A 24,181-nucleotide genomic window follows, 5' to 3' on the forward strand; every position below is an offset into this window, starting at 1 on the left:
AGGGAAGCTCCTGTTCATCCGGATCAGGATGCCCGCAATGATCAGAGACCTTCAAGCCCCTTTCGGGCAACTTTCAGCTTTTCGCGCCGGGCCGTCCAGTCAACGATGCGCTCGCGGTTTTCCTCGACAATCTCTGCTGGCGCGCGCGAAACGAATTTCTCGTTCGACAGCTTCTTCTCGGTCGAGGTGATGTCCTTGTCGAGCTGGGCGAGTTCCTTGTCGAGCCGTTTGCGGGCTTCGTCGATGTCGACAATATCCGCGACCGACAAGGCCGACATGGTTTCGCCGATAACTGCCGTGACAGCGCCGTCGGGGGTGGTGTCGGTCATGGAGATGTCTTCCAGCCGCGCAAGACGCTTCAGGACATCCTCATGCGTCATTGCCCGGTTTTCGATCTCCGCACCGGCATTGACTAACGTGAGCGGTAATTTCGTCCCGGCAGGAACGCCAAGGTCATTGCGGAGGGAGCGGAGCTCCGTAATCATGTCGATCACCCAGTTGATTTCATTCGATGCGGCCTCATCCGTGAACACCTCGATCGATGGCCAAGACTGGTGCATCAGGAAGCCCTTGTCAGCAGCGCGACCTTCAGCGCGGCGATCCCACAATTCTTCCGTCACGAACGGCATGAATGGGTGCAACAGCTTCAGCGACTCATCGAGCACATAGCCACAGACCATGCGGGTTTCCTGTTTGGCGGCATCGTCCATACCGGCCAGCAGTGGCTTGATCAGTTCGAGATACCAGTCACACAGCGTGTTCCAGATGAACTTGTAGAGCGCACCCGCGGCCTCATTGAACTTGTAGTCCTCAATGCCCTTGGTCACGTCCGCAGCACACTGAGTAAGTTCGGACAGAATCCAGCGGTTCACCGGACTTTCGATCTTGCCAAAGTCAATCTCGCCCGGCGCGCCGCATTCATTCATTTCGGCAAAGCGCGCGGCATTCCAGAGCTTGGTGGCAAAGTTGCGGTTGCCCTCAACGGCCTGCTTGGACAGGCGGATGTTGCGCCCCTGCCCGGCCATACGGCCCATCGTGAAGCGCAGCGCGTCGGCGCCGTACTCGTCGATCAGCTCCAACGGGTCCATGGCGTTGCCCTTGGACTTGGACATCTTCTGCCCCTTCTCGTCGAGAACGAGGGCGTGGATGTAGACATCCTTGAACGGAACTTCTCCCATGAATTCGAGGCTCATCATCATCATCCGGGCAACCCAGAAGAAGATGATGTCGAACGCGGTGACAAGCGTCGCCGTCGGGAAGAAGGTGTCAAGGTCCGGCGTCTTGTCCGGCCAGCCCTGTGTGGAGAAAGGCCAGAGGGCGGAGGAGAACCAAGTGTCGAGGACGTCTTCGTCCTGAACAAGTTTCTTGTCCGGACCTGCTTCAGCTTGCGCTTCCGCTTCGCTCAAGGCGACATACGCATTGCCGTCTTCGTCGTACCATGCCGGAATCCGGTGGCCCCACCAGAGCTGCCGGGAGACACACCAGGGCTGGATGTTTTCCATCCAGTTGAAATAGGTCTTTTCCCAGTTTTCCGGGATGAATTTGGTCTTGCCGTCCTTTACTGCCGCAATGGCGGGCTCGGCCATCGTCTTGGCGTCGACATACCATTGATCCGTCATCCACGGCTCAATGACGACATTGGAGCGGTCGCCGAAAGGTTGTTCGATCTTGAGGTTCTCGATCTCTTGAAGGAGTTCTGCGGCCTCGAATGCCTCAACAACTTTCTTGCGCGCCTCAAACCGCTCAAGGCCGCGATACTCGGCTGGAATGCCAGCTTCGTCCGCCTCTCCGCCATCCACGATATGCGCGGTGGCGTTCAGAATGTTCAGTGGCGTGTGGCCCGCCCGCTTGCCGACTTCGAAATCGTTGAAGTCATGCGCCGGGGTAATCTTCACCGCACCGGAGCCCTTGTCCGGGTCGGCATATTCATCGGCAATGATCGGTATACGGCGGCCAACAATGGGCAGCTCGACAAATTTGCCGATCAGGCCCGCATAGCGCGGATCTTCCGGATGCACCGCAACGCCGGTATCGCCCAGCATGGTTTCCGGGCGTGACGTGGCCACGACGATGTAGTCGCGCATCTCCTGATCCACGACATTCCCGTCTTCATCCTTGACCGGGTGCATGTAGGTGACGCCATCAGCGAGCGGGTAGCGCAAATGCCAGTAATGGCCGGGCACTTCGCGCTGATCGACTTCGAGATCGGAAATGGCTGTCTGGAAGTGCGGATCCCAGTTCACGAGCCGCTTGTCGCGATAGATCAGGCCCTTCTTGTACAACTCGACGAACACTTTGGTGACCGCGCGCATCATGCTGTTGTCCGGGTCGTTCCGGTCGCCCATCGTGAAGGCTTCCTTCGACCAGTCACAAGACGCGCCGAGGCGCTTCAGCTGGCCGACGATCGCGCCGCCGGATTCCTCTTTCCACTCCCACACGCGATCCACGAATGCATCACGCCCCATGGAGCGGCGATCCTGATTGCCGTCCTGGGCCAGCTTGCGCTCAACCACCATCTGGGTCGCGATGCCGGCATGGTCTGTGCCGGGCTGCCAGAGGACGTTCTTACCGCGCATCCGCTCGAACCGGATAAGCACATCCTGAAGCGTGTTGTTGAGCGCGTGGCCCATGTGCAGCACACCGGTTACGTTCGGCGGTGGAATGACGATGGAATAGGCCTGCGCAGACGTATCGCCGGAGGGTTTGAAGCAGCCTTGGTCTTCCCAGGCCTTGTACAGGCGTGGTTCGGCTTCTGCGGGGTCAAATCTTTGGTCGAGCATTGGTTCAGGCGTATTCCATGTAAAAGAAAAGGCGCGCCAGTGACGGCGCGCCCTTCCCTATAACGTATTTGTCAGGAGAGGCTAGCGCGCCATGCGGGCAATGCGCTGTACCTCGGCCTCGACTTTCTCTTCAACGATCTTCGGAAGGTTGGCATCGAGCCAATCTTTCATCATCGGCTTGAGCATCTCGCGAACAAGCCCCTCGATCGTATTGTCACCGCCCATATCCATCTTGGAAATGAGTTTGCCCAGCGCGCCAGCCGCCACATCGGCCGTCTGGTCGTCGGTGAGTACAGTTTGCTGATAGCGTGCAGTTGCCGCCATGTCTTCCTCCACGGATGCCGCCACCGGTTCCGGTGCAACGGGTTCAGGTTCAGGCTGAAATTCTGGTTCCGGAGCGACATCTTCCGCCACCGCTTCCGGGAATACTTCTTCTACAAGCTCTTCTGCTTCTTCGGCTTTTGGCGCCGCAACGACCGCACGGGCCGCGCCAAGCATTTCCTCGAAGCTCGGCGGCTCGCTAACGTCATCGGCGGTCGATTCGAACTGTTCGAATTCGACTTCAAACGCGTCCTCGACCTCGGACTCCATCTCTACTTCAACAGGCTGCACGTCTGCGGCCGGTTCGTCCTCGAACATGACATCATCAATGTCATGCAGGTCGTCAGCATTGAATTCTTCTGTCGCAGAGGCCTCTTCAACCGCAGCAGGTTCTTCAGCCTGAGGCGCGACGTCATCGTCGGAGATGATCTTGCGGATCGACGCGAGGATTTCCTCCATCGTCGGTTCCTTGTGTGCTTCATTGGCCATGGCCAGCCCCTTAGATATGTAATGCGGTTCGAATCCCTATGCGTTAACCGCTAAGGGGATTGTGTTAACAAGTTTTTATCACTGTTAACGTGAGTCCCCGACCTCGCCATCCAGAAGCAGCATTTCCGGCGCCAATTGTCCTGTTGCACGCAGCAGATTGTGAGCGGCGACATAGGAGTCGCGTTCCGCCTGAACCAGTGAGAGCCGGGCCTCGAACAATTGTTGCTCCTGATCCAGCACATCCAGCGTGGTGCGGATGCCGACAGCCAGTTCTTCCTTTGCACCATCATACGCGATCTGGGCCGCTTCGACCTGACGCTCGGATGCCGCGATAGAGCGGAGCGATGCTTCATAGCCGAACCAGGATTGCGCGATCTGGGCGCGGATGCTGCGCTGGAGTGTATCGATCTGACGCTGTGCCTGAGCACGTTGCAGTTTGGCCGATTTCACCTGGCTCTGGATCAGGCCGCCGGACAGGAGCGGGATCGTACCCTGAGCGACAGCCGACACACTCGAATCGCGCTGGGTGAAATCATTGTAGGTCTCTTGTCGCGCAGCCGTTCCCACGATGCTGATCTGCGGCTTGTACTGGCCCTTGGCCACTTCGATGGCTTCGCGTGCGGCACGTTCTGCGTGGCGCGCGGCGATCAGGTCCGGATTGTTGTCCAGTGCGATCTGAAGCGCGTCGTCCAGTGATGCGGGCAAAGGCGGGAGCGGAGGCGGCGGCGCGAGATCGGTGGGCGTCAGGCCGGTCAGGAACTGGTAGTTCGCAATATCTGCTTCGAGTGTTGCCTGCGCACCGGCCAGGGCAGCACGCGCGCCCTCCAGCCGGGCCTGAGACAAGGATACGTCGGTGCGCGTCACAACGCCCACATCAAACCGGTCAGACGCGGCGCGCACCTGCTCGCCCGTCACTTCGACATTGTTTTCTCGAATCGTGACAGCTTCCAGATCGCTGCGTACATCCACATAGGCCGTGACGACTTGCAGGATCAGATCCTGCTCTGCGGCGACATATTGCGACTCAGCGGCGTCCACTCCGGCCTGTGCCTGTCGCACACCTGCGCGGATACGACCGCCGGTATAGATCGGTTTTGCTGCCTGTATCTGCGCGCTGGCAATGGGACGATCCCCATTGGTGCCCGCCAATTCAGCGAAGGGCGCATTGGAATCGATGTACTCGATGCCCGCGCTACCTGACAGATCGACCGTCGTGCGCCCCTGCGACCGGGCCTGTTCGACATTCTCGATAGCGATATCCGCTTCCGCGCGCTGCGCCTGCAGCCCCGGATTGGTCGCGAGCGCGGCGTTTACGGCATCCGCCAGCGTTTCCGCATTGGCAGCAGGCAGAGAGACTGCGCTCAACGCAATGACTGATACGGCGACGGTTCTGTGGAAATTCATGCGGCGCTCCTCAAGCTCCAACCGGTTCAATTCCTTATATTCGATTTCTCTAATATAAGGGAGCCAACGGCGATAGTGAACACTGTTCACTTTTCTGGATGCTTAACAAGATGTCGCAGAGCAGACGTTTTTAGAAAACAAATGCCTTCTTGCGGTCAAATGCAGAGAATTTCGGGGGAAACGCGTCGAATCCTTCACGTGCAGACACCGTATCCCCGGCGCGCGTATAGAGTTTTCCGCGGCCAAGATTTTCTTCGACCTGCATGACAACGGCCAGACGCCCCCCTTCGGCGAGTTGCTCTGTCCAAGCTTCCGGCAGGGTTTCGACCATGCCGCACACATAGATCACGTCAAAGGGTGCCTGGTCCGGCAGACCCTTGGCAATATCGCCTTCAACGGCGACCGCCTGATCAATGCCGAGCGCGGTGAAGCGTTCTGACATGGCATCGACGCGAGCTTCGCCCTCTTCAAGAGCGATGACAGTTTCCGCAAGACGGCTGATAAGCGCCGCTTCGTACCCAGAGCCGGCACCTACGACGAGCACAATATCCGTCGGCTTGATACCCGCCAGCTTCACCAGCTTGCCCGTATCGCGCGGCGTCCAGAGAGACCGGCCTTCCGAAGTCTCGATTTCCAGCTCCGAATAAGCGACCGATTTGCGCGAAGATGGCACGAAGGCCTCGCGCGGGGTTTTCATGAAGGCCGAGACGATTTCGGGATTCGAGACATCATTCGGGCGCACCTGCGTGTCGACCATGATCTCACGGGCTTTATCGTAATTCATCTCTCATTCCCTCTCGGGCTGGCTGTCGCGTAATAGTCAGCCCTTTAACATGGGATTTCCGGTGTGCAATGCGCGATAAACGCACGTCGCATGAAAAGGACAGATTGCATGCGGCCGAGTTCGTTGCTAAACGACGCGCCTTCTGGTCCGGCTCTGTGGCGGAGTGGTGACGCAGCGGATTGCAAATCCGTGTACACCGGTTCGATTCCGGTCGGAGCCTCCAGACTTTCAAATCACCACTCCAATCCGCCACAGCCCGCCCGCCGGCCGCGACCAGGTCGCCCGCGCAGCGATTTACATGATTTCGAAGTCGTAAACACAGTTTTGCGAATTTTCGTGCCGGCGTTTTCAAACCGTTTACAGCCCGTTAACCAATTTGAGGGATGTTGATCCTGTCTTCTCTTGGAGACACCCACCATCACCCAACGCCTCGGCGGGAGCTTCATGTCTCCCGCCTTTTTTTTGCGAAAAGTGCAAGTTTTTGTCAGTCTGCAGCATGTGGGGGCTTGAACCGGTTTTCGGGTCTGCTATTCACCCGTCTTCAGCTGTTCCGCGATAGCTCAGTTGGTAGAGCAGGCGACTGTTAATCGCCCGGTCGTAGGTTCGAGTCCTACTCGCGGAGCCACTACACCCTTATAAGCTCTTGTTATTGTTGTATTTTTACGGTGATTGAGCGCACTCACCCACCATAAAACCCACCAACGATTTTAAACGCCGGACGCTGCGAAGGAACAAACTGCATCATACTAGGTGTCAGCCTTTGCGCGGCTGTTCAAAAAAGAAGCGCGCTCGTCAGGCGACGCTTGAACGCGTCTTCGTTCTCCAAATCAGCGGGAAGGACGGAGAAAACCGGTCCAACACTATCACGCAAATGCGCTGCGATAGAAGCATCCTCGTATTGCGCCTCTACAAACAGGGACGTCGTTCGCACTTCTCCGGTTATTGTGGAAGAAACCTCTATCATGATGTCGGGGCGGACAGGACCGCCTGATGTTTCTAGAGCAAATAGCGGCATCTCCAACGAAATGCGCAAATCAGACCTTCGCTTCGCCAGCGACCATCGTATGGAATTCAAGGATTTCACAAGCGATCTGCCGAGCGTCGTCATTACCGGCATGAATTGGGTCGCACTATAAATCGGCTGCGCATACGCCCGCAGCGCGGCTAGACCGCCCTGCCCGGCACGATCCCCAATCACCGCTAGGATCAGGAAGGGGCCATCATCCACCAAGCCAATGCCCGGCGCGGTTACGACCCCGCCTTCAAGCTGAATATCCGCCCCTTCCGCGCCATGTATCGTTTCCTGTGAGGCAGACCGGGCAAACAGCGCCAGAAACCCTTGCAGTGGTGCCTCGTTGCTTGACGCTCTTTGGACCTGGCGGATCTGCGCGAACAACCGATTGCTGGTATACGCTTCCGGATGCGTCCCCAGAACCCGGGCAAGAGGAACACCTTTCGAAACCAGGACGTTCTCAGCGGCCGCGCGCAATCGCGAGAATTCCGCGGAGATGGACGGCGGCGCAGATGATTGTACCGGCGGCAGGTGATTAAGACGGGCCAATCTCATGAGACGCCAAAGCTGGCGCGCAAGCGGCGGCGGTGTGTATTGGCGTACTGAAGTGATCGACCTTAGTTGATCTCTGCCACCTGCAACCTTCCTGGCAGCCTCGTGATCTATGACCGAAAAGAACCCATCCGGTGGCCTGGCTGATGACGGTGCCCCTCGGACGCGACCTAATCCCGGTTCGGGGCGTTCCCTGAAAAACGGGCAGCTCACGGCGTGGAGCGGTCGTTTCGGCCCGACCAGTCGGCGTAAGTAATAAGTCTTGGCCGATGTTAGGTAGGCGGGTGCAATAAGCGGATAGATGTTTTCATCTGCGCGGCAATCGCACGCAAACCACTGATGGCTCTCTCGCGCGCTGCGGACTGCTTCAATGGCGCGCGTCATCTCCTCGTCGCTTGCTATTCCGGCATAGGCAGACCGAAGGGCGTTCGCCGTCTCTGCGGAGATCTCAAGATCGCCAGAAACGAGCGATCCGATATCGCGATCGATCAGACGCATGACCCATGGGCCGCGCGGAAGGAAAAATAAAGTTTCATCTTTTGATCGGCAAGCAACGTGCGCGCCAAATCCTAAGTGGCAGACCTATTTCACCTTGAATCTCGGCTCGTCTTCGTCGTCCGCGTTCTGGTCGGCAACGCGCACACGACCATCTGCGCGCATTTGGAAACATTCAAGTCCAGCCGCATCCTCAACGGTGAGGTCGTAGGTTTCGGCGATATGCCTCAAAAACTGGAGTGCGACCACGACGCCATGATAAACAGTCGGCAGTTGATATCGCTTGGTCAGCTCGGTCACCATGGGATCGGCGAGAACATGTTTCTGCATACTGGTCGCCCAATCAGCGAGCCCATCAACCCGGTTGGCGCTGTCCTGAGCTTGCACGAAATAGTCGATGGCGGCGATCTGGTCCTCAGTCAGCCAAACTTCGATTGGGCGCAGGCCCTTTTGACGCAGATGCTGTCGGCGTTCTTTAGCATGGGTTTTCGCCCGTCTGATTTCTGGCCGTTCTTCGGACATGAGGCACACCAATAGGTCGTGTTCTGCAATGGAATTTCGCCATCACCGCGCATTAACTAAACGCAATAAATGAAAGCGTCCATGCAATCATACTAAAAACTGTATCAGAATATGACATCTTATTGGAGCGCGCCGCGCAGATATCTTACCCCCTACGAAACGCCCCCATGACGGAAGAGACGAAAACCTTCGCGGTAAACACGGCCTCAAGTGCTTGGTTCACCAACCGGCCGCCCATAACCAATGGCGGGCAGCGCCTCGACCCAAGCCTCGACCTCTTCGCGCTTCCAGCGCGTCGCATTCGCACTGAGCGCGATGGGCGCCGGGAATTCACCGGATTTGACCCTTCGCCACAAAGTGGTGCGGCTTTTATATCCGGTCATCACCAGAACTTCTTTCGCGGTCAGTAACTTTACTTGCCCAGTCATCACTCATTCTCCTTGTTTGGACGGGCTCAGTGTGACGCCATGGACAAGGATGTGTCGCGCTAAAACGGAGGTAATTCGGGGGTAATGGTCTATAAACACAGGGTACTGGCAACATTCATAAGATCGCTGGCTCGATCGCTTCCAATAGTTTGTTGAGCGGCGCATATCGACCCTGATCGATTTGGCGAACTTGTTCTTTGCTGACGCCCTGCTGCTCAGCAACATGACTGCGGCGCAGTTCGGCTTTCGGGAAAGCCCGGCGATCCACAGCGCGCAAACTTGCGATTATTTCAAACCAACGCCGGACCCGGGTCTCATCATTGTTGCTTGGATCTAGTGTTTTCAAACAGGCCGCTTCAATGGCTCCTAACGCCATGTCGCTGGCTTCGGTAATGATCCAGACGCCATTGACCGTTTCCTGTGTGCGCAGCTCTGCCATGCCGTCCAGGTCCAGCACCTGTTGAACGGCGCTCATCTCTGCGCGTGTGGACGTGCTGCGCACCTCAGGCTCTTGAACCGCGCACGCCATTGTCTTGGCCTCTACCGCTTTGGGTAAAACAATCTGTCCTCTTTCGCTGGTGCATGCTTGGTGCCCAGAGGAGACGAATTCATCCGAACCATGAGCATGCGGGTCGCTGGCGAGCTCTGGATTTCCGGATACGTATCGTAAAGCCAATGCTGCGATCCCAAGACAGATCGCATAGCCCATAAGCACTGCCCCGCCGCCCGCGCCTATGCCATATAACAGTCCGAGCGCGCCGGCGCTTGCACTCATAATAAGCGAAAGGATGAGGATGCAGCGGATATTCATGCTAGCATTCCGACTAGGCCAATCCCTGCTAGATTGAAGAGGCCATGAGCGATGAGGGCGATCGCAAAGACGAGCCAGACGCCCGCGCCGCGTCGCTGCCGGGCCGCCGTCCAAAAGGTCAGCGCGATATGGAGCGCGGCTCCACTGGTCAAGGCGACAAGCAATAGTATGATCGCCAATTGATCGCCGACTTCAGCCCGTGCCGCAGGAAAGAGTGAGAGATCATACAAGAGCTCTCCAATGACGAACACCGCGGCCAAGGATAGAACAACCCGTCGCCGCCGTCCGCGATCCCCCAAATAGAAGAGATAGCTCGACCGGATGGCTTCCTCACAGAAGGCCGGCACCAAAGCGCTTGCGAGAAATCCGGTCGGCATCAGCTTATCCCCCCTTTCGCCGCTTTCAGCTTTAGGGTTCCGATCACGCCCCAGACAATGGCTGCGGGGAGCGCGATCAGCATGCCTGGAAGAGACACGACGAAAGACAAAGCGCCAGTGATTGGGGTCAACCAGGATGGAACACGGTCAGCCAACCTCCCTTCAGTGAGGAAATCCTGACGCGATGGGACAAGATGAAAAACGCTGAACGCCATCAGAGCCGGCAGGACATAATCATCGGTCATCGTCCAGCTCAGCCAGATCAGAGCCATCAGGGTCGCGAGAATTAGGGTCTGCATGAGCGTGACGAGCCGTAAATCCTCGACTTTGGGCGGGCTTTCACTGTCCCTGAAATAGAGCCCATATGTTCGGGCAATGGTTCTTGAACTCACTTCAGTGAGCGAGACTGAGAATCTCTCACGCAGCCAATCTGATCCGTGAACATGGCGAAACGGCCAGCGCGCCACATAGGCCGTCATGGCAGCGATCGCGGCCAAAGGGCGATCTGGCGGATGCGAGGTGTCGGTCATAAGGGGCTCCTTTGCGTGAGCGTTGCGGGAAGGCATGGCGAAGACAGGCGTGGGGAACGGGTCATGAGGCGTCCCCGCTCGAAGCGCTGCGAAGGACGAGCACGCGCGCGACATAGTCCTGTGTTTCAGGATAGCTCGGCACGCAGCGGCATCGATCGACCGCAGGCTCGCCGGCATTATAGGCGGCGAGCGCGAGGCGTTCATCGCCGCGATATTTGCTCAGCAGAACACGTAAGTGCCTGGCGGCGCAGTCAATGTTCTGGACGCGGTGGAAGCGATTTGTGACCCCGCACCAATCGGCGACGACGGGCATCAGCTGACCAAGCCCGATCGCGCCGTCTTCTGAAACCGCGCCTGGATCATAGGCGCTTTCCTGAGCGACGAGCGCGCGCAATAGATCAGCATCAACGCCATGCAAGACAGCAGCGCGCTGAATAAGCGTGAGCACCGATGGCAATCGTTCTGGCAAAGCGGTTTGCTGAGGGCTGGGCCGGGACAATGGCGCAAGGTCAGCAGAGGCGAACGCCCCCTCCACCCACCACGGCCTGATCGGTTCAGCGAATGCCTGAGCGGCGCTCATCCAGAGAGCGAGAGTGATCAAAAGCACTTTCAATCTCCCACCTCCCGATCAGGCTGCGGGTCCAGGGTGACTTCGTCTTCAAGTTCGAGTTCGTGATCGCGGTCGAGATCGGCGGGCCGCTCCTCCGACATGGGCGTCTCAGACGCGCCGCCGCCGGGTGTGCCCTCCGCTCTATCTTCGCGGACACGAGCGCCCATGTCCGGCTCTGCCGGTGATTCGTCGAAATCGGGGTTGGCGTGTTGGCGCGCCGCGTCCATTTCGGTCCGGGCCCGGTCGATAAAGTGTTCGACTTCGAGATGATCCATAGCCGTATGGGCGCTCATCTGGATGCCGGGATTGTGCGCCACGGCGTCCATCGCGCGCTCAAGGCTGTCCGTGATGATACTGAGCGCTTCTTTGGCGCGCGATCCAATGACGTAGAGATTGGCGAAAGAGGTCATGATGGACTGGCTATGAAAGCCCGCCAAAACGCGGAGCGCGCTGAGGCCCTGAGCGGCATAGACGGTGCGCGAATAATCATGATCGATCATCATGGCGGTGGTGGACCCGGCTTGCAGACGCAGCGTCCGGGTCTCTCCAGCGGTGTCCTCGCCCGGCTCGGACACCCGCCCGGTGACTTCCAGGCCGCGCCCGTCTTCGCCAGTGATCGTCAAATCGGTCAGCCCGTCAGCGAGATTGCGGGGATCGCCGGGAAGAATTCGGATACGGTCACCGATTGCGAACGCGGCGCTGGTTTCACGAAAGACTTCAAATCGAGGCAGCTTTGAACGGCCATCCGACAGGGACAGCGTGTGAGACTCGCCCTTCGTATCGCGCAAAGCCAGCTGGTTCGCGTCCCGGTCGACCTGGTCCACGCTGAAGCGGGCGCCAGGCCGCGCCCCGATACGTCTCACCATTTGGGAAAAGACAAGCACATCCCCGCTGGAATAGTTTCCGGCGCGGTCTTTTTCAGCCTGCCCCATGGGTTTGGGCCTTAAGACCTGCAGGTCTTTGTCTTCGCCAATGATTTCGCCTTCTTGCCTGAGCGTTTGGCGAACTTCATCATGAAAGAGCGCCCGCAATTCATGGGTTGGAAACACGACGAGGGTTTCGGCGCGCTCTTGTGGCGACAGCGCCTGCCATTTCCCGGCAACGCTGGCCGCGATGGCTTGAAGCTGCTCCGCGCGGCTGTCTTTATCCCTTGCCCGCTCAAGTCCGAGATCTGTAATCGCATCGGCTTTTGTCCAAGCTGCGACCGCTTTGGAAAGCCGTGTCGTCACATCACGCGGTCCGCCGATTGGCTTATAGGTATTCGGCGCGCCCGAAACGGGCTTCGCCCCAACCAACTGTTCAATCGCCTCGCGAAGATCTGGATTTGTCTGGCGAACAATGTCGGACAGGGTGACGGTAAAGCCATGGCTCAGCTTAGAAATAAGATCGGGCACATTGCCTGCGGGAATGGCGGGTAATTGATCGCGGTCGCCTTGGGCCACAAAGCCGCGCACGCCTAACTTATCAGCGATCACCATGGCGGCTTCCATGTCGGCGTTCCCGGCAAAGGACGCTTCATCAAACAGCAAGACCGTGTTTTCCCAATCGGCCTTGTCTTCGCCTGTCGGAAGCACGCCGGTATGAAAGTAGCGGGTGAAGCGCGACAGGAAGGAGGCTGTGGTGCGCGCTTCAATCCCCTGCGCGCGGACTTCGTCACGGGCGGATTTGGTATTGGCGACGCCGTAGAGGCGCACATGGCCAGTCGCCTTTGTATTACTTTTCAGGATGCTTTGCGCCGCCCGCAGCGCGGTTGTCTTGCCCGTGCCAGCAACGCCTTGGACCGAGACGAACCGATCTTTGGAGGACAAGATCGCGGTGACCAGCTGGCGCTGCCCATCTGTCAGCTTGTGGGCATCCGCCTCATAGGCATGGATGGCCCGTTGAGCGGGGTCTGGCGCAAGCACCGGAACCGATTGGCCTTTGCCCCTTTCAGTATGTTCGTGAATCCTTTGCTCGCGTTCCAGCTCGAGACCGGTTGCGGTGTAGAGTGATTTACGATCCCGCCCGACGACAAGCAGGCCTTCGGAAACAAAGTCTCGCGCCGCACCTAGAACTTGCGTCTCAGTCACGCCGGGCAAGTCTTCATTCAGACCCGAGATCAAAGTCGGCAAGACCACATCGTGCAAAGTGAAAGCGGCCTGGCGTTCAGAAACCCTACGGATTTGATAAGCGAGTTCATGGCGCGCCGCGAGGCGTGTGGCAGGATAGTCTTCGGGGGGCCGAAAAACATCGGGGCGCGGTCCGCTATCTGAGAGCTGAGGCGCCGGATAGAAGGACCGGGCGTATTTGTCGGTGCTGCGCGACTGATCGCTCAGCTGCGCCCAGATCTCGGTGATCGCGGCGCCTGCGAGCCGCACCAAGCGCTTCGCAAAGCCCGGCGCGTCGCCCGGTGGCGTTGATGACGGCTCTCCGGGCGTTTTGCCCGACTGCTCCGCGAGCGTCTTGGCGACAAAACCCGGCAAGGCGCCATCGACGCGGGCGGCCATGGCGTCTTTCAAAGAGAGATGTGTATCTGGTACCAGGGCGCGGATTTGATCCGGCCCAAATCCTTTGGCCTCGGCAACGGCTTTGGCATGGGTGAGAAGATCAGCTGTATCGGGCGATTTGGCCTCGCGTGTCGCCCGCACCACGGCGACCTCCCCCTGGCGCGTCGCAACGCCGAGCCGATCGATTTCCGAGCGAACTTCGTCGCGGCGGGTCGACAGGGCCTCGCTGACCGCGCCTAGGCCCTCGGGCGCGTTCTCCAACACGGCCATGCCTTTATCATCAAGTCCAACCTGATACCCGTCGCGCCGCGCCGTATGCGCAAAATTGGCATGCACATATTGGCCAATCAGTTTGGCGTGCTTGTAGGCGTGCTGGAGATCGACCGCGCGCAGCTTGCCCCGCTTGGTCACCCCGATGGCGGACGCCACCATATGGACATGGATGGACGGCTCATTGTTGCGATTGGCATCATGCAGGAACGCTCCTCCAATTAGTCTCGCGCCGACCACATCGCGCGTGACGCCTTTCACGGTCTCTCGATAGGTGGCGAACCGTTCGACATAATCAAAGGCGCGCTTTGCGGCGGTCTGCCAATGGGCGGCAAGACGTTTGTCCTCACCGAGCGTGATCAGAACTGACGCCCATTTTGGCGCTGAAATGGTCATGTCCCAGCCTTTGCGCACGCCGGATAGCACACGGACAGGATCGCTGCCCGGCTTTGGCACCTCGCCATTCATCAACTGTGTGAACGCTGCCGGATCGACCGGCCCTTTCAAACCGATCGCCGCCGCGCCTTGCCCGACCCAATTTGAAGGCGCTTCGCCGCCGAGATAGTAATTGGCCTGGGTGCCATAATAGCCCCCGGCATCATCTCCTTTGACCTGAACGATATTGAACATGCCGATAGCCTTCTCAGAGATCCGGCTCATCAGGCTCAAGCGCGATGTCGATCTGATCGCGCCGCACACTGTCTCGCATATGACGCGCCGCCATCAGCTCGCGTTCACGCTCCAACCTTGCTTCATGGGCTTGGCGTCGCTTCTCTTCAGCCGCTTCATCCTCTTCCAGAATGGATTGAAGGATTTGCGGATCATCCGACAGGGTCAGCGTTTCACCAGCTTCTTGCGCCATGCCGCCGCTCGCAGCTTCGTCGCCCTCGTGTTGCTCCTCAGAGGCGTCCTCAGGGGTCCCGCGCGCGCCCTGTTGAGACATGGCCGTTTGGGGGGTTGATACGCTTTCCGCCCGTCTCAGGCGATGTAGACGGCGTTGATGGGCGGCGTCATGGGAAAGCAATGCGGCGGCAGCAGGATCGAGTGGTGCCTGGGCGTCCGACTCTGAGGGTTGCGGCCCGGATGGTCCCTCATCTAACGGAGCCGGAGCGACCTCGCTGCCATGCTCCGGACCCGGGTCTTCTGGCAGCGAAGGGAGCACCAAAGTGCCATCCGATGCCACATCCACACCACCTGGCGGCGTGACCGGCGACGGCGGGGTTTTGCGCAAGAGGAAGCCCGGTGCGCAGGGGTCGCCCTGAAAGGGCGCGATCGTGATCGAGGCCACTGGAAAGGCTTCCGGATAGGACAGGAAGCCGTGCAGGTCGGGGAGCTTAAAGATCTGTTCTGGCAGCACGATATGGGTGAGCTCGGTCCGAGAATGCACGCCGATGGCGTCACGGACATCATTGGGGCCATAGGTCATCGATTGTTCGGCGCGCAGGGTTTCGGCCTGACCAATCCAATCTGCACAGTCGCGGGCATTGTGATAATTGCCGGTGCCATAGATCACTTTGGTTCGGCAGAGCCCGGTAATCGCTTGAGTGAGGTCGGCGCCATAACGATCCCGCACCAGAGCCGGGTCCTGCACACCAAGCACGAAGGCGCCGCCATATTGACGCGCTTCCTGAAGGCCCTCGACCAGCGAAGGGATCGCGTGCAACGCGGCGAACTCGTCCAAAATGAACCAGATCGTCCGGCCGGGTTTTCGTTCCTGGCTGAGCAGTGATTTGATCGCGGTATCAAACCAGAGCGTGATCAGACCGCGCATGGCTTTCATCTGATCGGACCGGGCCGAGAGGAAGAGACAATTCTCGGCATGATCATCGACAATCCATTCGCGGATTGAGAAGGGGTTTTTGTTGGCCACCGGCAAAAGCGTCAGGGGCCGGATGCTGGGCGCGAGTACGGCCATAATGTTGCCGCTGGTCTTGCCAAGATCGCCTGAGATCGAGCGCGCCGCGAGTGTGCCGGCGAAGAAGGCGTTGAGCTGGCGTTGATTGGCCTTGAGCAAAAAGTCGATCACGGTGCGCGTCTCCGTCACGCCTTTCGCCTTGAACTTAGCGAGCGCGGTGGCGAGGACTGAGCGGGCGCTTTCTGGCCAGAACCGGTCTTGCGATTTGTCGTCGGGAATAATGGCATGGGCCATCGTGTCGAAATCGGTATCAACCTCTGCTTCGGCAATCATGGACCAGGGCGCGCAGCGGGCATCCAGCGGGTTTAGAATCCGGTCGTCAGAGCGCTCATTGTAGAAGCGTTCAATGAAGGCGCCGGTCTTGTCAAAGATGATGGCGCGGTCACCATTCGCCCGGATCTGCGCCATTAAGTCGAAAAGGAATTGGCTCTTTCCGGTGCCCGTCGTGCCAGCGACCATGACATGGCGGTGATGTGCCCCGAGCGGCATTGCTACCCCGGCGAGACGATAGGGTTTGTTGCCCGCAAAAAACGGCTTGGTGGCGAGTTTGGCATTCGATCGCGAGACCAGGTGATCCAAGTCCTTGGCGCTGACCACTTCCGCGCCGCGTGTGCGACGTTCCTTGATCAAATCTTGGCCAAACTTTTTGAACCAGATGAAAAGGAAAATCATCGCCGTCACGGCAAGGCCGAGCGACACCCAGAACGCGTCCGTGGCGGCGCTCGCCACCCGTCGCCAGCCGGCGCTGACAGACGGGTCGGCGAGGCACCATTTCAGTTCGATATTGGTGCGGCTGCCATCGGGTTTGGGACAGGAGAAAATCTGGTCCGGATTGGCATTCATGGCTTCCAGGATTTTGATATGGGTGAAGCTCAGAAAGCTATTCCGGTCGACGCCATCTGTCGTCCAGAGCACCCAGGCGGTGAACACCACAAAGCCAAGCCCAAGCGAGACCAAGAGCATGATCTTGACCAGATGGATGGTCTCGCGGACTTGTAGATTGATGGTCTGGCCGCCGCGCACAAACCGGTCCATCGGCGTGCGCATCCAATTGTTGGTCGTGTCATGTCTCGGGGAGTGACGGTTACTCATCGGATCAACGCCTCGCCTTGTGCTCAATCGCGCGCAACCTGGCAAAGTGCTCGGCCTCGCCGATCCGCTCCGCTTCGACGTCGGAGAGCATCATACGAACGAGTTCATCCAAGATGAGCAGCCGATCGACGACGAGATCTAAAGTCTCCTCGACCGAACCCTTATGGATCGCCTCGTCGAGGATCCGGCGAGCCACCACAGACGGTGACAGACCTTGCTGGGCGGCATAGCGCGCCAGCACCGAATAGGTCTTCGCCGAGGCGCGAAACATGATGCGATTGGCGTTCCCCGCCGGGATTTCCTGGACCGCCATCACATAGACCGCCCACTGTTTTTATTAAGTTTTTTATTGCTGTGCAAAGTCGTCGACAGACCGTCGACACTGCCCGAAACGTCTAATGTTTTGATTTCACAACAAAAACAGGCCCGAAAGGGCACTGTGTCTTGTGCATTGCTCCAGACACCGCGGCGGCGGCATCTATCTGTAAGCTTCAAAACAAACCCCTGAGTCGAGGGCTTTTCAAAGCGTTTCAAAGATATTGGAAAGGTAATTGTCTGGGTCATCTACGGTTCTCCTCAAAGGTGAGAACCGGATGGAAAGCCCGCGACGTCAGCCCCCTTAAGATGCCGACGGGGCCGGATTTGTCAACTCTATAGTCAGGGCGCACCCGGCGAGCGACCGAAAAAGAAAAGCGCGGCGCAGCCCTGATCGGGCCACGCCGCGCCTAGTCTGCGAGGGTGATTTCAGCTCGCCAATCCGCATCGTTTGACGGGCAATCCCATCTTGCGTGCGGTCTCTACGGCATGCCGTGTGAAGGCCGATTTTTCACTGAAGACCAAGACCCCTTTGGGGGCTTCAGACAGCATGCGCTCATTGCGCCGGAAGTAGCGGTCAGAGGCATGACCTTCGAGTTTATAGATCACCACATCCACGCCGTTTGCCTTAGCCCAGGACATGGCGCAGGCATCCGCGCCGGTCTTCTGACCGGTCAGCAAAAGCGCCATACGCCCATGCTTGTTTTTGACCTTGTCGAGCACGGTAGCAACCTTGGTATAGTCACTGTCATTTCGGTCCCCGAACAGGGCGATTTTCGCGCCCTCAATGACCCGGCCTTCGGCGGCCAAGATCTTCCGAGACCGGGAGAGATCCCGGGCGTCAATCATGGCCGATGTGATGATCTTTGAGGACGGCCTGGACCCGTGCATGGGACGCCATAATGTGGCGCATCTCGCCTCGTAGGTTGAGGCCCCCGCATCGCGCATCACCGACACCGCCTCCACCGCGTTTTGCAGCGCGCGAAGTCGGTCTGTTTTGCGTTCCAGTTCGACGCTCATGACTTCTGAATAGTCCTGCGCCGCGGCCGCCTCTTTCATGTCAAGCTCGGCCCGATCGGCCTGCTTTTCCAGACCTTCAATCGTGCGGTGAAGCACGTCTGTCCAGCCTTTCAAAATCCGCTCCAGCGACCCGGCCAGCGGGCCGTCTTCGAGCGCATCTGCAAGTTCGCCATAGGCGGCGCTGACAATTTGGATCAGCGCCTCATCGGGCGGGATCGCCCCGGCGAAGTCTTCTATGCCTGGCGGGTTTTGCATCGCTGCCAGCACGCCGACCAGGACATCATTTTGCGTTTCCATTGGACATCTCCTTTTAGTTGGAAAACACCCCGTCTTCGGATTTCGAAAACAGAGGACACCCCTCACCCAAGTGCGCAGACAGCCGGGTCAAGGACGCGCCAAAGGCGCGCTTCGCTGTGGGGGAAACGATTTTTGGGAGCCTCCGCCGATCGCGCCGCCAGGCCCTGTTATCTCCTGCAGGCGCGTATCCTAAGTCCGCGCTGATCAGGCTGACCGGAGGATCGCAAAAATGGTGGGGCCCCGCAGTCCTTGAGGCGGCGCTGCTGCACCTTGGTAGACTACCACCACAGTTGAGAGAGAGACCATCCGATGGGCCCGCGCCCGGGACTTGGGCCGCATGGCCCAGCCCGGTTAACAGCGCGGAAGCAGCCCGTCGGATTCAGTTGAAAAAAGCCGCGTCTGCGGCTTGTCAGTGTCACTCACAATCCTTGTGCGTAGCCTTCACAGGCTTTGCCGGTCTGCGCCACGCGCCCGCGCCAGCCGAGGCAAAGCCGAGGGCATGATCGTTACCCGCAGGGACAAGACCCGCGCAGGCGGGGCTTGGGGCGCGTCAGCGCCTAGAGCACGGCCCGCAGCGAAGCGCAGGGAGGCGTCCAGCCCATGATGGAGATGCACGAGGCAACCACGCTATGAATGAACCGCAGCGCTCATCACCAATTTGGCACCCCGCTAAGACCAACCTACCCTCAGCTCAAAAAGCGGGCGAACCCGTCAGACCATGTGCACGAGCCGGGCGGGCTACCGTTTGGTTATACGCGCGGTTCGTGTTTAACTGAGTGGGCCAGTCTCAAGGCGCTCATGCCAGATCAGCGCAGCCTGATCGAGGCGGTCCATGTCGCCCTCTTTCAAGAGATCGATCACATGCCTGAGGCCGTCTTCATCCGGAACCGGCTGGATCAGGAACAGCCAGGCGAGATTGTGATAACCCTTGCAAATCTCATTGATCACATGGGCCATGCCGGGGATGGCGGCGCGCCGGTCCATAAGCGTATCGACGGGAATACGAAACTGATGGGCTGAATTGCGCAAGGCGAGCAATTTGCCTTCCCCGATCCATTGCAAGATCACCGTCTGCGGCAGGCAGAGCAAGATGGCGGCATCCTTGATGTCCAGGAGCGTAAGGCCTGGATAGATATCCGCCCAATCGCCTGTTTTGATCAGACGGGCGGCTTTCTCCTCCAAAGGGCCCATCTGTTCAATGCCCATCACTTGCCCCGCCTCCGTGTCTACATGCGCCCATTCGTAGACCTGACATGCCCGCCGCGTCGACTTAACTCCGGTTCAGTATCGCAAAAAGGCTCAATGCCTAGATGATAGAGATCGCAAAAGATGAAGACGCCCATTCAGCCATGAAAAACTCATATCCACTCCACGCAAAGAGCAGACCAAAAGCACCGGTGACACCTCGGTATCTGAGCGGCTAATCAGTTTTGTAATGCTCGTCCAAGCGCGCTAAAATGCGCAAGCGCTCAGCCGCATTTCCGCGCGCTGCGCGGGCTCTGAAGCGCACTTCGGTATCGGCTTCAGCGATCACCCGAGCGGTGAGTTCTTCAAGCAATTTATTTAGACTGACGCCTTTGGCGGCGGCGAGGTCTTTCAGACGCTCATGTTGGGTGTCAGGCAGACGTAATGTAATTGTGCTCATGATTGGCTCCTAGTCTCCAGATAGCCGCCCGCGGTGACGACATTTAGGCCTTCAAAGACGAGGTCTGCGCGGGCGAAATCCTTTGTGTTCGCCGTTATGATGGCTTCGGCGTTTGCAGCGACGGCAAGTTCGATCAAATGATTGTCTCCTTCATCAGGCAGGTTTGGGCGCCACAAATAGTATATGCTCCGCCATTCAGAAACGCTGAGCAAGGCATCAAGAAGCGTGTCGATATCGCCTCGCGTGGCCGGGGCTGACGCAAAAAGTCGGTCTCGCGAGAGGACGTCTTCATATTCCCGCAAAAGCGCATTGCCAAACACAGGAACAATCTGACGCTCCAATGCAAGGCGTAATACCGCTCGCGGCGCGCCGCGAGCATTCATCCGCGCAGGCACGAAGATATTCGCATCAATGACAACGCGATCCATAAAAATCGACGGCATATACGACGGCAATCATCAAACAAAAGTTCCATGCGAGCAGCCGCCCGCGAAAGCGGGCGGCTGCCTTAGGGTGTTAGGGACTAGAACGGAATTTCGTCGTAATAGTCCGACGTCGAACTTGCGGCCTCGTTGGTTTCGGTACCGGACGTGGAATCATCGCCGGGCAGATCTTCGGATCCGTAGGATGAACCCGCGCCCACCTTGTCGAGCAGGTCGATCCGATCGGCGACGATTTCGACGCCGAACCGTTCAATGCCGTCCTGATCGGTCCAGCGGGTGTTTTGCACCCGCCCCATGATTTGAAGGAAAGACCCCTTCTTCACATAAGGCTGAACGAGTTTTTCGACATAGGCCTCGCCCCAACAGATCACAGAGAACCATTCGGTATATTCTACGATCTCCCCGCTTTCCTTCTGGAATTTGCGGGTTGTGGCGATCCGGAACCGGGCGCGTGTGGCTTTCTGTTCCGGAGCGATACTGATTTGCGGATCTGCGCCGACATAGCCGTCGACGACGAAGACATTAATATCACCAGACATGGGTGATCTCCTCTTGAGTTGAATTGGGTTGAAAAGCGGGATGCAGCGATCTCACGCCGCATCCTGGTCGGTTGAGCTGCGCGTCATTGGCGCGGGCCGCTCCAGCAGTCTCAGATCGTCAATAACGACTTCAGTGCTGTAACGGGTGACCTTGTTCTGATCTTCCCAGCTACGGGTCTGCAGCCGGCCACGGATGCGCAGCCGCTTGCCCTTAGAGCAAAAGGGCTGGATCACCCGCGTGATCAGCTTTTCATTGAAAGTGACGAGATCGAAGCCTTCGACCTCCTCCACCCAATCCTCGCCTTTGCGATAGCCCCGCGTTTGCAGCACCCGCAAATTGGCGACAGGGGTTCCTGCGAGGGTGGACCGGATATCCGGGTCCCGCGCCAAGCGCCCTGAGAGGATGAATTCTTGAGACATGGTGTCTTCTCCTAGTGTTGTGGCCGGAAGGGACTGTTCCCCGCCGATCCACTTCCAAAAGGCGAAGCCCTTTCCTGTTGGATGGTGCCGCCATCATTTAAACCGGCGGCGGCTCCGAACGCTTGAAGGCGGGCCTGACGGCGATGATTGCGAATACCAGGTGACCTGTCAGATGGAACGCGGCGACCATCGGGTCGCAGGAGCGCTCACGCGTCAGCGTGAAGCTCGGGTCTTTCCCCTCCCCCACGCTCCGGCGGGCATCCCCATCACTCAGAGAGGCGATTTTCATCAGCGACTGCGTGTTTTTCTCTGCCGGCTCTGGACCGTTTCTGAGCCCTTATTATCCGTTGCCATCTCTTTTCTTTCGCCAACAAAATCGCTCGGTCTTACTTGCTTCTACCACGCAAAAGCACAAAGAGTGAACATTTTTCACCACCAGGTCTTGTATGAGAAGGTATGTGAAACCACATCATATTGCGGCATACGTAAGGGAAACTGCTGATGGCGATTTCGAGTTCAGTCTCTGGTTCTCCAGAATCTGCTGCAACAGATATTGAGCCACCTTGCGTAACGCCAACTCGTGCCATTTCACACCGCACCAGCACCATTCTCTTCGTTCGCGCCGGCGGTCGTTGCCAGCGCCGGGGCTGCAATGCACGTCTATTTGAACATCACCTCTCCAAACAACCTGGCAACTTTGCTGACCGTGCGCACATTGTCGCCTTCTCTGAAGGCGGTCCCAGAGGAAATGACGGTCCAAGACCTCCTGATATAAATGAAGTCGATAACCTCATGGCCTTGTGCAAGGCCTGTCACAAGGAGATCGATGATCACCCTGAATGGTTTTCTCGGCACGATCTGAGAGCGATGAAAGACGAACACGAACGCCGTGTCGACGCCGCGCTTGATGCATCACCAGATCTTGCTTCCCACATCATTTCGTTCGCTGCGCCGATTCGTGGATTCCGGATCGCAATTCCCCGGCAGGATATGTTTTCGGCTATTCTTCCGCGTCATGCGTTTGATGGCTTGCAGACCTCAATCGATCTTGGGGCATTGACCGGATTGGATGAGCAAGAAGATTTGCTATCTATCGCCTGCCGACGCATCGATCGGGCGGTCTCTTCCGCTTACGGCACCGCCGGTCCTGTAGAAGCGGCGGGACATGTCTCACTCTTCGCGATCGGCCCAATTCCCTTGCTCACCTTTCTGGGAGCGCAGCTCGGAGATAAAGTAGCGGTAGACTTATATCAGCGCCACCGCGACACTGAGGATTGGCGCTGGAAGCCAGACACTGCATTCGATCCGATTGGCTACTGTCTGGAATATCTGGAAGATCGAGGCGAAGATGCGCCTGTGGCCATTCTGCTCTCCCTGAGTGGCAAGATCGATATGGGGACGCTACCGGCCGAAATCTCTGAAACTCACACAATCTATGAGATATCCCTGAAGGATGTGGATCCCACGCCCACCTTCCTCAACTGCGCGCGGGACCTCATCGCGTTTCGAACCTTTTGGCACGAGACGCAGTCCAAGATCGCCGCCCGGCATGGCGATGACCAACCCATCTCCATTTTCCCGGCGGTCCCAGCGCCCATTGCTGTATCGATCGGCAAAGATCGTCTGCCGAAAGCCCGCGCGCCACTTCGCCTTTATGACAATGACACCGCCAAAGGCGGATTCACATTCCAGATGGAGATAGACTAAATGAGCAGGACGTCAGACCTACAAGCCTTATTGGAGGCGCAGCATATTTCGCCAGACAGCCGCGAAATGGCTGAGCTTCAGAATCACCGAGCGGGTGTCGAAGCGGCTATTCGCGCGGCATTCCACGGAGCCAGTATTTCGATCCAATATGGTGGATCTAAGAAGAAAGGCACGATGATCAAAGAGAGCTATGATCTCGACATCATCGTGTATGCTTATCATGACGAAACCCGCTTAGGCGAGAATCTTTCCGACATTTACAACAATGTCGCTACGGCGTTGTCGCCGGACTATTTCGTTCATCCCAAGACAAGTGCGCTACGTCTCTATGCCAAAGCCGATGGCGCGCGGGGCGACCGTTTGCACATCGATGTGGTTCCTGGGCGATATGTGGATGAGAGTCGAGGCGACGCCTATCTGCATCAGAATAGCGGCCAGAAATCGCGTCTGAAAACCAATCTCCAAACCCATGTCGATCATATCAAGACTAGCGGCGTTATCGGTACGTTGAAACTCGGCAAGCTCGCGCGTGTGCGCTACGATCTCGATATCAAACAGTTTGCGCTCGATCTCGTCCTTATCGAACTCTTGAAAGGCAAAACCGCAGAATCTCTAGATCAACAGTTTACCCATGTGCTCCAGATCATCGCTGACCGGTCGACCCCAATCACGATTGAAGATCCCGCCAACCCTGCTGGAAATGATCTGTCAGGATTGTTGGACACACAAGTGTGGTCAGAGCTCAGAAATGTCGCGACCACCATGTTGAACCAGGCCGACTCGGGCGGATGGGGGCTTGCTTTTGGCGAAGCCGAAAATCTCGGTCCCGCAAGTGCGGCTATCATAACCCGAGCGGCAGAGACCGTTGATGCGCCGACAAAACCTTGGGCGAGATAATCGCCCCCGGCGATGGTGGA

The 24,181-nt window shown here is 58.0% G+C and carries 25 protein-coding genes, 2 tRNA genes and 1 pseudogene; 6 read left to right on the forward strand and 22 right to left on the reverse strand.

Features of this window, described 5'->3' with window-relative positions; genetic code table 11:
• Positions 1-41 precede the first annotated feature (41 nt).
• The 4 genes from HY36_RS10890 to HY36_RS10905 form a co-directional block, all read right to left on the reverse strand.
• Positions 42-2,780 (reverse strand): valine--tRNA ligase, encoded by a 2,739-nt coding sequence (locus HY36_RS10890; protein ID WP_035552404.1) that lies wholly within the window; start codon positions 2,778-2,780, stop codon positions 42-44.
• An 81-nt stretch (positions 2,781-2,861) separates the two neighbouring features.
• Positions 2,862-3,590 (reverse strand): DUF2497 domain-containing protein, encoded by a 729-nt coding sequence (locus HY36_RS10895; protein WP_035552407.1) that lies wholly within the window; start codon positions 3,588-3,590, stop codon positions 2,862-2,864.
• 84 nt (positions 3,591-3,674) lie between these two features.
• On the reverse strand, positions 3,675-4,994 hold the full coding sequence (locus HY36_RS10900) for a TolC family outer membrane protein (RefSeq protein ID WP_051602714.1): 1,320 nt from the start codon (positions 4,992-4,994) through the stop codon (positions 3,675-3,677).
• Positions 4,995-5,124: 130 nt separating this feature from the next.
• On the reverse strand, positions 5,125-5,778 hold the full coding sequence (locus HY36_RS10905) for a protein-L-isoaspartate O-methyltransferase family protein (RefSeq protein ID WP_035552410.1): 654 nt from the start codon (positions 5,776-5,778) through the stop codon (positions 5,125-5,127).
• A 149-nt stretch (positions 5,779-5,927) separates the two neighbouring features.
• Between HY36_RS10905 and HY36_RS10910 the strand changes: the two genes are divergently transcribed.
• Positions 5,928-6,001 (forward strand) — tRNA-Cys (locus tag HY36_RS10910).
• A gap of 326 nt (positions 6,002-6,327) precedes the next feature.
• Positions 6,328-6,403: transfer RNA gene (locus tag HY36_RS10915), tRNA-Asn, on the forward strand.
• Between the two features lie 147 nt (positions 6,404-6,550).
• Here HY36_RS10915 and HY36_RS10920 read toward each other — a convergent pair.
• Positions 6,551-7,345 (reverse strand): hypothetical protein, encoded by a 795-nt coding sequence (locus HY36_RS10920; RefSeq protein WP_051602715.1) that lies wholly within the window; start codon positions 7,343-7,345, stop codon positions 6,551-6,553.
• Positions 7,346-7,681: 336 nt separating this feature from the next.
• Here HY36_RS10920 and HY36_RS18530 point away from each other — a divergent pair, with 336 nt between their 5' ends.
• Positions 7,682-7,870 (forward strand): hypothetical protein, encoded by a 189-nt coding sequence (locus HY36_RS18530; RefSeq protein WP_051602716.1) that lies wholly within the window; start codon positions 7,682-7,684, stop codon positions 7,868-7,870.
• Positions 7,871-7,924: 54 nt separating this feature from the next.
• On the opposite strand, the gene HY36_RS10925 is transcribed toward HY36_RS18530, so the two are convergent.
• The 17 genes from HY36_RS10925 to HY36_RS11000 form a co-directional block, all read right to left on the reverse strand.
• Positions 7,925-8,359 carry an antitoxin MazE-like protein gene (locus HY36_RS10925; RefSeq protein ID WP_035552414.1) on the reverse strand — a complete coding sequence of 145 codons (435 nt, stop codon included), beginning with the start codon at positions 8,357-8,359 and terminating at the stop codon, positions 7,925-7,927.
• A gap of 206 nt (positions 8,360-8,565) precedes the next feature.
• Positions 8,566-8,787 carry a helix-turn-helix transcriptional regulator gene (locus HY36_RS10930; protein WP_035552416.1) on the reverse strand — a complete coding sequence of 74 codons (222 nt, stop codon included), beginning with the start codon at positions 8,785-8,787 and terminating at the stop codon, positions 8,566-8,568.
• Between the two features lie 115 nt (positions 8,788-8,902).
• Positions 8,903-9,598 (reverse strand): hypothetical protein, encoded by a 696-nt coding sequence (locus HY36_RS10935; RefSeq protein ID WP_035552417.1) that lies wholly within the window; start codon positions 9,596-9,598, stop codon positions 8,903-8,905.
• The gene (locus HY36_RS10940) at positions 9,595-9,975 is read right to left on the reverse strand and encodes a hypothetical protein (protein WP_035552419.1); all 381 of its coding nucleotides are present in this window, start codon (positions 9,973-9,975) and stop codon (positions 9,595-9,597) included. The genes HY36_RS10935 and HY36_RS10940 overlap by 4 nt, the downstream gene beginning before the upstream one ends.
• Entirely contained in the window at positions 9,975-10,505 is a 531-nt protein-coding gene (locus HY36_RS10945) for a hypothetical protein (protein WP_035552421.1), read from the reverse strand. Before HY36_RS10945 ends, HY36_RS10940 begins: the two co-directional genes overlap by 1 nt.
• 61 nt (positions 10,506-10,566) lie before the next feature.
• The gene (locus HY36_RS10950; protein ID WP_146739681.1) at positions 10,567-11,112 is read right to left on the reverse strand and encodes a lytic transglycosylase domain-containing protein; all 546 of its coding nucleotides are present in this window, start codon (positions 11,110-11,112) and stop codon (positions 10,567-10,569) included.
• Positions 11,113-11,114: 2 nt separating this feature from the next.
• A complete protein-coding gene (mobF, locus tag HY36_RS10955) occupies positions 11,115-14,531 on the reverse strand; it encodes a MobF family relaxase (protein ID WP_035552425.1) in 3,417 nt (1,138 codons plus the stop codon).
• Positions 14,515-16,878, reverse strand: a complete 2,364-nt coding sequence (locus tag HY36_RS10960) for a type IV secretion system DNA-binding domain-containing protein (protein WP_081806153.1) — start codon at positions 16,876-16,878, stop codon at positions 14,515-14,517. The genes mobF and HY36_RS10960 overlap by 17 nt, the downstream gene beginning before the upstream one ends.
• Before the next feature lie 4 nt (positions 16,879-16,882).
• Positions 16,883-17,191, reverse strand: a complete 309-nt coding sequence (locus tag HY36_RS10965) for a hypothetical protein (RefSeq protein ID WP_035552430.1) — start codon at positions 17,189-17,191, stop codon at positions 16,883-16,885.
• Positions 17,191-17,442 carry a hypothetical protein gene (locus HY36_RS18400; protein WP_146739682.1) on the reverse strand — a complete coding sequence of 84 codons (252 nt, stop codon included), beginning with the start codon at positions 17,440-17,442 and terminating at the stop codon, positions 17,191-17,193. The genes HY36_RS10965 and HY36_RS18400 overlap by 1 nt, the downstream gene beginning before the upstream one ends.
• A 180-nt stretch (positions 17,443-17,622) precedes the next feature.
• Positions 17,623-18,510 (reverse strand): DUF2493 domain-containing protein, encoded by an 888-nt coding sequence (locus tag HY36_RS10970; RefSeq protein ID WP_035552431.1) that lies wholly within the window; start codon positions 18,508-18,510, stop codon positions 17,623-17,625.
• Positions 18,511-19,278: 768 nt separating this feature from the next.
• Positions 19,279-19,716, reverse strand: coding sequence for a hypothetical protein (locus HY36_RS10975; RefSeq protein ID WP_035552434.1), 438 nt, complete (start codon positions 19,714-19,716; stop codon positions 19,279-19,281).
• Positions 19,717-19,930: 214 nt separating this feature from the next.
• Positions 19,931-20,155, reverse strand: a complete 225-nt coding sequence (locus tag HY36_RS10980) for a toxin-antitoxin system HicB family antitoxin (RefSeq protein ID WP_035552436.1) — start codon at positions 20,153-20,155, stop codon at positions 19,931-19,933.
• The gene (locus HY36_RS10985; protein WP_035552632.1) at positions 20,152-20,583 is read right to left on the reverse strand and encodes a putative toxin-antitoxin system toxin component, PIN family; all 432 of its coding nucleotides are present in this window, start codon (positions 20,581-20,583) and stop codon (positions 20,152-20,154) included. The genes HY36_RS10980 and HY36_RS10985 overlap by 4 nt, the downstream gene beginning before the upstream one ends.
• 95 nt (positions 20,584-20,678) lie before the next feature.
• The gene (locus HY36_RS10990) at positions 20,679-21,137 is read right to left on the reverse strand and encodes a single-stranded DNA-binding protein (RefSeq protein ID WP_051602718.1); all 459 of its coding nucleotides are present in this window, start codon (positions 21,135-21,137) and stop codon (positions 20,679-20,681) included.
• Positions 21,138-21,188: 51 nt separating this feature from the next.
• Positions 21,189-21,557 carry a single-stranded DNA-binding protein gene (locus HY36_RS10995; RefSeq protein ID WP_051602719.1) on the reverse strand — a complete coding sequence of 123 codons (369 nt, stop codon included), beginning with the start codon at positions 21,555-21,557 and terminating at the stop codon, positions 21,189-21,191.
• A 97-nt stretch (positions 21,558-21,654) separates the two neighbouring features.
• Entirely contained in the window at positions 21,655-21,846 is a 192-nt protein-coding gene (locus HY36_RS11000; RefSeq protein WP_035552438.1) for a hypothetical protein, read from the reverse strand.
• A gap of 212 nt (positions 21,847-22,058) precedes the next feature.
• Between HY36_RS11000 and HY36_RS18885 the strand changes: the two are divergent.
• The 3 genes and pseudogenes from HY36_RS18885 to HY36_RS11010 form a co-directional block, all read left to right on the forward strand.
• Positions 22,059-22,379, forward strand: a pseudogene (locus tag HY36_RS18885) (HNH endonuclease); the annotation flags it as partial.
• A 45-nt stretch (positions 22,380-22,424) separates the two neighbouring features.
• Entirely contained in the window at positions 22,425-23,264 is an 840-nt protein-coding gene (locus HY36_RS11005) for an SAVED domain-containing protein (RefSeq protein ID WP_035552439.1), read from the forward strand.
• Positions 23,265-24,161, forward strand: a complete 897-nt coding sequence (locus HY36_RS11010; protein WP_146739683.1) for a hypothetical protein — start codon at positions 23,265-23,267, stop codon at positions 24,159-24,161.
• Positions 24,162-24,181: the final 20 nt, after the last annotated feature.

This window comes from Hyphomonas atlantica corrig. (assembly GCF_000682715.1).
Taxonomy (GTDB): Bacteria; Pseudomonadota; Alphaproteobacteria; order Caulobacterales; family Hyphomonadaceae; genus Hyphomonas; species Hyphomonas atlantica.